Origin of the sequence: Synechococcus sp. R6-5 (assembly GCF_047461775.1) — a bacterium.
GTDB lineage: Bacteria > Cyanobacteriota > Cyanobacteriia > Thermostichales > Thermostichaceae > Thermostichus.
In genome coordinates, this window is sequence record NZ_JANSHV010000108.1 from 25746 (window position 1) to 35709 (window position 9964).

At 56.6% G+C, this 9964-nt stretch carries 11 protein-coding genes and 1 other RNA gene; 4 read left to right on the top strand and 8 right to left on the bottom strand.

From position 1 onward, the window contains the following. Nucleotides 1-196: 196 nt before the first annotated feature. Nucleotides 197-550, bottom strand: a complete 354-nt coding sequence (locus NW818_RS06595) for a hypothetical protein (RefSeq protein ID WP_049749562.1) — start codon at nucleotides 548-550, stop codon at nucleotides 197-199. A 220-nt stretch (nucleotides 551-770) separates the two neighbouring features. Between NW818_RS06595 and NW818_RS06600 the strand changes: the two genes are divergently transcribed. The 3 genes from NW818_RS06600 (at nucleotide 771) to rnpB (ending at nucleotide 2831) form a co-directional block, all read left to right on the top strand. Then, nucleotides 771-1124 carry a rhodanese-like domain-containing protein gene (locus NW818_RS06600; RefSeq protein ID WP_414407565.1) on the top strand — a complete coding sequence of 118 codons (354 nt, stop codon included), beginning with the start codon at nucleotides 771-773 and terminating at the stop codon, nucleotides 1122-1124. Between the two features lie 21 nt (nucleotides 1125-1145). After that, entirely contained in the window at nucleotides 1146-2369 is a 1224-nt protein-coding gene (locus tag NW818_RS06605; RefSeq protein ID WP_414424126.1) for a C45 family autoproteolytic acyltransferase/hydolase, read from the top strand. Between the two features lie 32 nt (nucleotides 2370-2401). Next, nucleotides 2402-2831: RNase P RNA component class A (rnpB, locus tag NW818_RS06610), an RNA gene on the top strand. A 200-nt stretch (nucleotides 2832-3031) separates the two neighbouring features. Here rnpB and NW818_RS06615 read toward each other — a convergent pair. After that, entirely contained in the window at nucleotides 3032-3733 is a 702-nt protein-coding gene (locus NW818_RS06615) for a TetR/AcrR family transcriptional regulator (RefSeq protein WP_414343316.1), read from the bottom strand. A gap of 310 nt (nucleotides 3734-4043) precedes the next feature. Here NW818_RS06615 and NW818_RS06620 point away from each other — a divergent pair, with 310 nt between their 5' ends. Continuing rightward, nucleotides 4044-4928, top strand: coding sequence for an acyl-CoA desaturase (locus NW818_RS06620; protein WP_414390424.1), 885 nt, complete (start codon nucleotides 4044-4046; stop codon nucleotides 4926-4928). A gap of 79 nt (nucleotides 4929-5007) precedes the next feature. Here NW818_RS06620 and NW818_RS06625 read toward each other — a convergent pair whose 3' ends face one another. From NW818_RS06625 to NW818_RS06650, 6 genes are all read right to left on the bottom strand, one after another. After that, nucleotides 5008-5268 carry a hypothetical protein gene (locus NW818_RS06625; protein WP_414343320.1) on the bottom strand — a complete coding sequence of 87 codons (261 nt, stop codon included), beginning with the start codon at nucleotides 5266-5268 and terminating at the stop codon, nucleotides 5008-5010. 281 nt (nucleotides 5269-5549) lie between these two features. Beyond that, on the bottom strand, nucleotides 5550-5813 hold the full coding sequence (locus tag NW818_RS06630; RefSeq protein ID WP_011432496.1) for a helix-turn-helix domain-containing protein: 264 nt from the start codon (nucleotides 5811-5813) through the stop codon (nucleotides 5550-5552). 154 nt (nucleotides 5814-5967) lie between these two features. Beyond that, on the bottom strand, nucleotides 5968-7227 hold the full coding sequence (locus NW818_RS06635; RefSeq protein WP_414424127.1) for a sensor histidine kinase: 1260 nt from the start codon (nucleotides 7225-7227) through the stop codon (nucleotides 5968-5970). Nucleotides 7228-7299: 72 nt separating this feature from the next. Then, a complete protein-coding gene (locus NW818_RS06640; protein WP_414424128.1) occupies nucleotides 7300-8067 on the bottom strand; it encodes an SDR family oxidoreductase in 768 nt (255 codons plus the stop codon). A gap of 196 nt (nucleotides 8068-8263) precedes the next feature. Then, the gene (locus NW818_RS06645) at nucleotides 8264-9238 is read right to left on the bottom strand and encodes a ketopantoate reductase family protein (RefSeq protein ID WP_414424129.1); all 975 of its coding nucleotides are present in this window, start codon (nucleotides 9236-9238) and stop codon (nucleotides 8264-8266) included. 113 nt (nucleotides 9239-9351) lie between these two features. Further along, entirely contained in the window at nucleotides 9352-9459 is a 108-nt protein-coding gene (locus NW818_RS06650) for a PetM family cytochrome b6-f complex subunit 7 (protein WP_414329137.1), read from the bottom strand. Between the last annotated feature and the right edge of the window lie 505 nt (nucleotides 9460-9964).

A 9964-nucleotide genomic window follows, 5' to 3' on the forward strand; every position in this document is an offset into this window, starting at 1 on the left:
AGAGCAACAAACAACTGCCACGAGGTCAAAGTGCAGATGGCCAAGTTGCGATCCAATGCCCTCAGCAAAAGCATCCTCTGATGGATCCTCTGTTTAGTCAAGGCTTCGCCAGGGATCCGCAATCAATCGGCAACAAAAATCTCAAAAATCTAGCGCTCTTCAGGTACTTCGAGGGTTCCGGCGAGGATGTCTTGCTTCACCGCTTCCACAGCAGCCACCAAATCCGCTGAGAGCAAGGCTTGGTTGTATTCATCCAGGGCATAGCCCACACCCTCGTTCTCCAGGCCAAAGGTTTGAATGCCGCCGACAAAGTTGCCTTAAAGTTGCCTTCCACCACGCTGCGAATCACTTCATAGGTGGCCATATCCACCCGCTTCAGCATCGAGGTGAGACCGTGGTTGAGGGTGGCAGGGTTGTTATCGGTATCCCCCAGGTAGTTTTGGTTAGCATCCACACCGATAAAGAACAGCGGACGGGTATCTCCGCTGCAGATGCTGGCATAATCGGCGGGTTTGGGCACTTCCGCAAAGGGATCTCGAATGAAACTCACCCCGGCGGGCAGCCCTGTAGGATGCTGTTGGGCCAGAGCAGCCCAAAGAGCAGCGAGGTAACATCATCTCCCGCCGTATCCGTGTCGATCAAAAAGCGTTGCACAGCCATACCCAGGCTAAGCCCAAATCAGGGTGACATCTTAACCTTTGCGGGCAGTCTCAGGGCAGCCGCTGAGCCGGTGTATCTTGAAAAGGGATCCCTGTAGACCAGAGTTGGCGATGTCCTTCTCCATCCGCTCCATTACACCACAACAGATGGCCCAATACCTACAGGATCCCGAGGCCGGCCCTCTGCAATTGATCGATGTGCGGGAACCGGCAGAGCTGGAGCTGGTGAATTTAAATGCCCTGGGCTTTCGCAACTACCCCTTGAGCCGGTACGAGGAATGGAGGGAACGGATCCTCACAGAGCTGGATCCAGATCAGCCAACTTTTGTGCTCTGTCATCATGGCCTCCGCTCTGCTCAGATGAGCCAGTGGCTACAGGCCAACGGGTTCACTCAGGTTCATAACATCAGCGGCGGCATTCACGCTTGGGCTTGTGAGGTGGATCCCTCCCTGCCCACCTATTGAGGTCACGGGCAAACCAGCACCATGTTCCCCATTCTTCATCTGCAGGGGGATCCCCAACAACGAGGCCAACAGTATGGATCCCAGGCGGCTCCCCTCATTCGCCACAGCATTGCCAGCTACGCCCGCCAATTTGCCTACCGCTGTGGTCTCACCTGGCAGCAGGCCCAGACCCAAGCAGAGGGATCCCTGCCCTGGCTAGAGCGCCACGTGCCCCACCTGCTGGAAGAAATCCAAGGCATTGCCGCGGGGAGTGGCTTTCGTTTCGCCGAGATTCTGGCCCTCAATTTGCGCACCGAAATTTTATCCAGATCGGTTCCCAGGGGATCCCATCCCAACTGCGCCGCTGCTCTGGAACACAATCTCCAAAACGGGGTGCCCCAGCACCCACCGGATCCTGCTCATGAATTCAAGGGGATTGATCTCATCGATCCAGCCCAAGCCAACCCGGATGGGGGAGAATGCACCACCCTGGCGGCCTTGCCCCAGGCTACCTCCACCCACCACACCTATCTGGCCCAAACCTGGGATTGGATCGGGGAGCAGCGCAGGGCCTGTGTGCTGTTGTGCGTTCGCTCCGATAACCACCCTGCCTACCTCACCCTGACCGAAGCTGGGATCCTGGCCAAAATTGGCCTCAATCAAGCAGGGTTGGCCGTGGCCCTCAACCTCTTGCGCTCTACCCTAGATGGGCAAACCGAGGGAATGCCGGTGCATCTGCTGTTGCGCTTATTGTTGGAGTGCGAGGAGTGGCAGCAAGCTGTGGAGAGGGTGGGATCCTACCCCTACACCGCCTCCTCTTGTGTCAGCGTTGCCGGTATTACAGGACAGGCGACAGGCCTACAGCCCGCTAAGGCGACCAGCTTTGAAATCAGTCCACGAGGAATTGGCCTGCATCTCCCTCAAGGAGGGATCCTCGCCCACACCAATCATTTCCTGGATCCGGCCTTGCGAGAAGATGGCTGCCCCCCCCACACAGGATCCTCCACAAGGCTAGAACGGGCCTATCATTTGCTTCGCCAGAGCGCTCAAACCGGAACCCTAGAGGCGGTCGCTCTTCAAAAAATCCTACAGGACCGGACGAATGCCCCCCACTGCATCTGCCGCTATCCGGATCCCCATCTGCCCGCCTGGGATCGCACCGAAAGCGTGGCGGCTGTGGTGATGGATTTGAACCGGCAAATCTTACACCTGGCCCCCAACATTCCCGATCAAGTGGAGTTTGTACCGATTTCCGGGATTTTCTAGGTTTGGAAGATGCAGTAGGATCGAGCTGAAGAGAGAGGAGGGGCAGGCGATCGCGTCCTTGCTGTCGCCACCAGACAGCGGGATGAGGAAAGTCCGGGCTTTCAGAAGAACACACCGCTGGGGAAAGCCCAGTGCGGGTAACCGCGAGGATAGTGCCACAGAAACATACCGCCGATGGCTGGGATCCCAGCACAGGTAAGGGTGCAAAGGTGGGGTAAGAGCCCACCAGCAACGTCGTGAGGCGTTGGCTCGGTAAACCCCGGTGGAAAGCAAGGCCGCAGCCGCAGGACTATGGCTGTTCTTCGCCCCTGTCGGTTGCATCGAGGTCACGGTACCCAAAGTGGGGAAGGGTGCTCTCGATGGTGGTGAGCCGCTAGAGGGTGATGGTAACATCACTCCCAGATAGATGATCGCCAGTGCAACTCTGCACTACAGAACCCGGCTTACAACCTCCTCCCTTTTCTACTTGCACATCTACCTGTTTGCACATCTATTTGCACACAGAGAGAGTTTGTTCCGAGCTCACGGGAGTTCTGCAGGTTGCCGGGATCCCTGTGGTCTGGGGCTATTTATTGGCCGTAGTCAGTGTGTCGCTGGGAGAAGCTGTATCGCATGCCCACCTAGGGCACTTGGAGAGCCTTGTCCAATTGTGGGTGGCTGCGCTACGGCGTAGGTTCTGTCATTCTGGTCACGCCTGCCATCCACAGCTCCACGCAGGCTTGCAGAAGGGGGGGGATCCTGGCGGTTTCGGCGCCTTTCTCTGATTTTTTAGATTTTTCATCCGATAGCTGCCCCTCAACAGAGGGCTCCGCCCCGTCGGCGCCAACGGAAGGCAACTCGGCGGTTACTGCCAGCATGGCTGCTCCCAAAATCATTACATGCAAAACCCCAACGGCTGCATAAAGGCGATCTGGCTCGACAGATTGCAACTCAGAGTTGGGAAATCGCCGCAAATACTCTGTCAGCTGTTCTTGGGCCTGAGAAAAACCCATCCGCAAGGCGCGACGATGTTCCTCAGAATAAAGGCCAGCCTCTCCCACCAGGGAGCGCACCAGTTCAGGATTATCGGCCAAAGCCCGAAAACAGGTGTGGACATAGCGCAGGAGAATGGCTTGCAACCCAGAACCTTGAGAGGGGGCGGGATCCGCCTTCAGAGGCAGATCGGCAATGCCGGAAAAGACCCCCAGCTCCCCAAATACGGCCAGGAGTAGCCCCTGCTTGGTGCCGAAGTGCCGAAACAGGGTGACCTCATTCACTCCGGCCAAATCCGCAATTTGACGGGTGGTGGTTTGGGTGATGCCCTGACGAACGAACAGCTCCCGAGCCGCATTCAGCAGCCTTTGCCGAGAAGAAGGACGTGCCATAGTGAGGAGAAAACCTGAAGAATTGCGGCGGGCTGCAAGTGACGCTTGCATTTACGGTGGAATACCGCTAGGCTTAATGTCAAGCGAGAGGATGTCGGCAGCGTTGCCTCTGCTCCTCTTCTTCCTGTGTAGCCGAGTTCATCACAGCGGAGCACATAGCAAGTCACCGCTGGCTATGGCGGTGTCTTCAGGGGTTTGACTCCGTTTTCACGTTGGGCCGCTGTTATCCGGCGGCCTTAACTTGGGCTTTGTGTTTTGGCTCTTTCCTAGTCAGTCTAGTCTACTTCTTCTTCTGAGGTTTTGTGGGTTCATGACCATTTCTTTTTCTCGCCAATCGCTGAATCATCCCGCTCCGCTCAATCGGCCCGAGCCCCAAGAGTCCTTTCGGTTTGCTTGGGAACATGTGCTCTTCTTTGCCATCTTTCACGTGGTGGCTTTGGTGGGAGGCATTTTCTTCTTCTCCTGGCCCGCTCTGGGAGTAGCCCTATTTCTCCACTGGTGTTTCGGCAGCTTAGGCATCTGCTTGGGGTACCACCGCCTGCTCAGCCATCGTAGTTTCCAGGTGCCCAAGTGGCTGGAATATGTCTTCACGACTCTCGGTGCCCTGGCCGTTCAAGGGGGGCCGATCTTTTGGGTGGGCGGCCATCGTCAGCACCACGCCTTCACCGAAGACGAGGAGAAGGATCCCTATTCTGCTCGTAAGGGCTTTTGGTGGAGCCACATACTCTGGCTGATCTACCACCGCGAAGAATTTTTTAACCCTGAGAAGTATTTTGCCTTTGCGCCGGACTTGGCTCGGGATCCCTTCTACCGCTGGCTGGATAGGTACGCCCTGCTTCTGCAACTGCCATTGGCCGCGATACTCTACCTGCTGGGGGGCTGGTCATTCGTCGTGTACGGTATCTTCGTGCGGACAGTGCTGCTGCTGCATTGCACCTGGCTAATCAACTCGGCCAGCCACTTCTGGGGTTACCGGACTTTCGAGAGCGACGACAATGCCCGTAACCTTTGGTGGGCGGCGATTCTGACCTATGGTGAAGGGTGGCACAACAACCATCATGCCGACCCGAAGTGCGTTAAGGCCGGTTTGCGTTGGTGGGAGATCGACATGACCTACTGGGCCATTTGGCTGTTGGCGAGATTGGGCCTGGCTCGTAAGCTGCACCTGCCTGCCCAAGGCCAAGCTGCTCGCTGAACTGGTTTTTCCCAGACCTTGCAGAGGAATCATCCGGGGATCCCTATCCCTAGGGATCCCTTTTGGGTTGCAGAGAGAGCTAGTCTTCTAAGGGGCTATACTGCCACGCTCCATAGTGGTCAAGAATACGCTTAATTTGTTCTATGTCGGCATCGGGTTCTTGATGAATATGCAATGCCTCTATTTGGCTGTCTTGGTAGCGAAAGGTGGAGTTTTTTTTCCACTCCAGCTCCGTTTTCACCCCTGAAACACAAGCCAAATGGGCAGCCAATTCCCGATAAACCATCAGGGGCATAGAATCGTAGCGAACAGCGTAGCGTTTCAGCTTGGGGACGCTCACGTATGACAACCCAATCAACGTAGCTCAAAACAACTCAAGTATAGTCACTTCAAGCTAGATTAAGACGCTTCCTAACTACTCCGCGGTGTCGCCCAAATGCTCCGCATCACTTCCGCGAGCCCCCCAATCCCTCTCCCTAAGAGAGAGAAGAGCTAGGAAGCACTGCAACGGAACAGTTTCATTCCTCATTGAAATGACTATAACTTCTGGGCAATACAGTCACCAAACCCCCCCCGCTCAACACTCTTTGCTGGACACTTGACCGGCAAAATGGGATGGGACTAAGCAATTTTGTCATCGACCAAAGTGCAGCAATTGACCTGATCCAGGCAAATCTTTCCCCACTGCAAGGCCCAGCGTACTAAGGCAACCCGATTTGCCGTTCGGGTCTTGCTCAAAATATTGCTGATGTGATTGTCAACGGTGCGCTTGCTGATCTCTAGGCGTTCCGCGATGTCCTGATTGGTCAGTCCTGCTGCAATCAACTCAATGACCTGCAGCTCCCGTTCGGACAACAAGTCTGCGGAATGATAGTCAGTACCCATTCCGAATGCCTGCTTAAGATGAACTGTAAAGATTACCTACCCCAATTCTAGGGGATCACCCCTGAGATGGATAGCCCTGCAGCAGGGAAATCTTGAGCGATTATCGGCCAGACTCCGGCTGCAGGCCACTGATGCGAGCGTTTTCGGATAGGCTTCACAAGGGATCCAAGTGCTTCCGGGGCAGTTCCACCTGAACCCACAGCCCACCGGTTTGCGGGTGATTGCGCAGTTGGATGGTGCCCCCGTGAACCTCGACAATTTGTCGCACAATTGCCAGCCCTAGGCCAGTTCCGCCTTTGCTGCGGGCCCGCGCAGTGTCGGTGCGGTAAAAGGGCTGAAAGACCAACTCAAATTGATCTTCTGGCAGGCCGGGGCCGTGGTCGTACACCTCTAACTGCACCTGGGATCCCTGCTCCGAAAGCACCACATGGATAGGAGAGTCGGGCTTGCCATACTTGACGGCGTTGTCCAAGAGATTGAGGATGAGGCGGTATAGGCGTTGCTCATCTCCCCAGAGGTAAATCTGGGACAATCCGCTCAGGTGCAGTTCCTGGTGTCGAGGCTTGGCCAACGGCTCTACACTTTGCCAGGCCTCGCGCACCAAACTTGCCAGATCCACCCAACGCCATTGGGAGCGGGATGCGGCTCCCAAATTGAGGGCGCTGAGTTCGAGCAAGTCTTGAACCAAATGGCTCAGGCGCAGAGTTTCATTTAGCAATCGTTCCACCCAGACTGCTTGAGCGGCATCGACCCGGCTTTGTAAAGTTTCGGCCAGCAAGCGAATGGAGGTGAGGGGGGTTTTCAGCTCGTGAGCCACATCCGAAGCCCAGCGATCCCGCTGTTGGGCCAGCATTTTTGCTTCCAGCCGGTCTTCTAAAAAAATGGCCACGTGCGCTTGCGGCAGGAGCAACCCCCAAGCCCGCAGCGGAATCGGTTTGCCATCCCCACCGGAAGGGTAGAAAATCCATTCGCGACTTTGGACAGGAGCAGCGGTCTCCTGTCGGCGGGTAGCCTCGATGAGCTGATCCAACTCATAGGAGCGCACCCATTCCAGCAAGAGCTTGATGCCCGGCTGCCATTGGCTGATGCGCAGCAGGCGCTGGGCGGCAGGATTGCACTCCAGCACCACGTTGTTTTCGTCTACCCGCAGATATCCCCAAGGGAGCCGCTGACTCAGGTATTGCCAGTTTTGCAGTTGCTGTTTTTGGTTGGCCCAATCCAGATCTTGTTGGCGAAGATAACGGCTGAGCAAGCTGAGCATCTGTTCCAGGGAGTGGAGGGGCATGGCCAGATGCACCAGGGATCCCAACCGCTGCAATTCGCGTCTGAAACGGCGCCGAGTCTGCCACAGCAGGAGCAACGTGCAAAGCAAACCGATTCCCAACCCGATCAGGATCCCGGCTTCCAGTCCCATGTTCCCACCACCTTTGCTGCCATTGTCGCTCAGGGAAGCAAGAGTGGAGGCGAAAGCCCGGTTGCCGGCCTCTTATCGACGATGTACGAGGGTGGTACTGGCTTGGTCGGTGGGCACAAGCAAGATCTCGCTGATGTTCACGTGGGGGGGACGGGTTGCCGCAAACACCACCACTTCAGCCACATCCATCGCCGTCAAGGGGGTGAGGCCCTGATACACTGCTGCCGCACGGGCGCGATCCCCACGGAAGCGCACTTGGCTGAACTCGGTTTCCACCAGGCCCGGCTGAATCTCGGTGACGCGAATGGGGGTGCCCAGTAAATCCAGCTTCAGCCCCTCGGAGATGGCCCGCACGGCGGCCTTAGAAGCGCAATACACAGCGCCACCTGGGTAGGTCTGCCGACCGGCAATGGAGCCGATGTTCACCACATGGCCTCGACCTCGCTCCACCATGCCGGGCAAAACGGCGCGGGTAACATAGAGCAGACCCTTGAGGTTGGTATCGATCATCTCTTCCCAGTCTTGCAAGGCCCCCATGTGGAGCTTGTCCAAGCCACGACTTAAACCGGCATTGTTGATCAAGATGTCGATGTTGGCCCACGGCGAGGGCAAAGATTGAAGCGCCTGCTGCACGGCTGCCCCATCCCGCACATCCAAAGCCAGCAGGTAGGAAGGAGTGCCGTAAGCCTGCTGCAATTCCCCAGCCAGTTCCTGCAGCCGATCCTGACGGCGGGCCACCAGAATCAGGCGGGCTCCAGAACGGGCAAAAAGGGTGGCACAAGCGGCCCCAATGCCGCTACTGGCTCCGGTGATGAGCACGATGGAGTTTTCAAGCATCATTTGCTAATTCAAATGCTGTGATTTCAGTTGGGTTGAGTCGGAGAAAAATGGACAGCTACCTTCAGCTTCCTCGTCAGTTCGAGGCTACAGCCATTCTAGAGTTCGAGCCACTTCCCCAGGGGGGAGCCTGGGATCCAGCAAACGAATCGTTTCTCTGCCGTTCGGTAGCGACCCTACCGCTTCCTGCAAAAGCTCCTTAAAGAGAGCGCTCCAGCAGCTTGACGCAAGCATACAGAGTATCCAAATGGGGAGTGGGCACCCCCACCAAACGCCCCAACTCGGTGATGGCTCCCACAATGGCCTCGATCTCCGTCCGTCGCCCCAGCTCAACATCCTGCAGCATCGAGGTGCGATGGGATCCCACGCGGGCTGCATCTTCTAGCCGCTCTTCCAAAGAGACCGGCAGCCGGATCCCTAGAGCTTGAGCTACAGCCTCAACTTCCCGCATCACCGACCGAACCAAAGCACGGGTGGGTGGGTATTGGGCAATTTCATCTTGAGCAGCCCGGGTGAGGGCGCTGATGGGATTGAAGGCGGCATTGCCCCACAGTTTCTGCCAGATCTCGGCCCGAATCTGCAAGGTGAGAGTGGTGGCAAGCTGCGCCTGTTCAAAGATGGCGGCCAAGGACTGCAGCCGTCCTGACAGGGATCCATCCGGCTCCCCCAGAATGTAGCGCCCACCCCCTGTGTGCAAGACCACTCCCGGCTCTGCCAACTGCACGGCAATGTACACCACACAGCCAATCACCCGCTCTATCGGCAAATGAGCAGCGATAACCCCTTCTGGATCCACGGAAGTCAGGGAATGCCCCTCAAACTCGCCCCCATGCCGGTAAAAGTACCACCAGGGGATACCATTCTGGGCGATCACAATGGGGGTGTCGGGGCCACACAGGGATCCCAGTCGAGGGGCAAGCTGCGGCAAGCTGTGGGCCTTGACCGTCACTATCAGCCAGTCCTGTGGGCCCAGGGCAGCCGGATCGTCGGTGGCTGTCAACCGCTCTACCCAGGTTTGGGAGGGATCCCCCTGCCGGATGAGCTTCAGACCTTGGGTGCGGATGGCCTGCAGGTGAGCTCCACGGGCCACGACACTGACGGGAAAGCCAGACCGAGCCAGGCATATGGCCAAGTGACTTCCCACCGCCCCAGCGCCAACGATACAAATCTTCATGAGTTTATCATCTTTCCGCCACCCACCTCATATCCAGGTGGCCAATTGACATGGAATTGACATGGAGCTGTAACAAGGCCCGATACCGGGCCCGGGAGAAATCCTCGACAGCTTTACTCTGCCCCCCCTTGGGTCACCCTTAGGATCCCATATCCAAGTGCCACGCCCACCAGGGTCAGCACAATGCAGAGTCCAGCAATGGTGAAGATCTCGCCAGCCATAGATTCAGCTTCCTCGCAAATGGGATACATCGCCTTCTCAGGATATCGGATCCCAAGCCCTGGCCTTCACTCCAAGGGTGTAGCGGCCCAAACCCAACTCCTCGAAAAACAGTCGTTCTCCCAGACTTGATGAGATCCGGCTATCCGCCTCTATAATGAAAGCAATTTACAAGTCTTTACCGGCATAGGCTAAATTGTAATGCCTACAGCCGTAAAGCTTGTTTGGTGGCTCTCGAATGGCCCGTTGGGCCTCGCGAGTTGTGGAAACGGTTCTAAGTAGGGTCTTGAAGCGCTAGGGATCCTGACTTAACGGGAAACTCCTGAGCAGTTCTTGCCAAAGAGCCGTTCAAGGAAACTGAGGCAAAAGACCCAGGAGTTGAGTCTTTATACCTAGGCTCCGCTCCTGCTTCGAAGAAGCAAACTTTGTAGTTTCATTAATGTCCTCATTCATTTAGATGTCTTTAAGGAGTAGTTCAGATGACCATAGCGGTAGGGCGCGTGCGTC

Bases quoted from the DNA above. Each gene is read 5' to 3' on its own strand.
- NW818_RS06645 (WP_414424129.1), bottom strand. From the start codon at position 9,238: ATGAAGATTTGTATCGTTGGCGCTGGGGCGGTGGGAAGTCACTTGGCC.
- NW818_RS06630 (WP_011432496.1), bottom strand. From the start codon at position 5,813: ATGGGTACTGACTATCATTCCGCAGACTTGTTGTCCGAACGGGAGCTG.
- NW818_RS06650 (WP_414329137.1), bottom strand. From the start codon at position 9,459: ATGGCTGGCGAGATCTTCACCATTGCTGGACTCTGCATTGTGCTGACC.
- NW818_RS06640 (WP_414424128.1), bottom strand. From the start codon at position 8,067: ATGATGCTTGAAAACTCCATCGTGCTCATCACCGGAGCCAGTAGCGGC.
- NW818_RS06615 (WP_414343316.1), bottom strand. From the start codon at position 3,733: ATGGCACGTCCTTCTTCTCGGCAAAGGCTGCTGAATGCGGCTCGGGAG.
- NW818_RS06620 (WP_414390424.1), top strand. From the start codon at position 4,044: ATGACCATTTCTTTTTCTCGCCAATCGCTGAATCATCCCGCTCCGCTC.
- NW818_RS06600 (WP_414407565.1), top strand. From the start codon at position 771: ATGTCCTTCTCCATCCGCTCCATTACACCACAACAGATGGCCCAATAC.
- NW818_RS06635 (WP_414424127.1), bottom strand. From the start codon at position 7,227: ATGGGACTGGAAGCCGGGATCCTGATCGGGTTGGGAATCGGTTTGCTT.
- NW818_RS06605 (WP_414424126.1), top strand. From the start codon at position 1,146: ATGTTCCCCATTCTTCATCTGCAGGGGGATCCCCAACAACGAGGCCAA.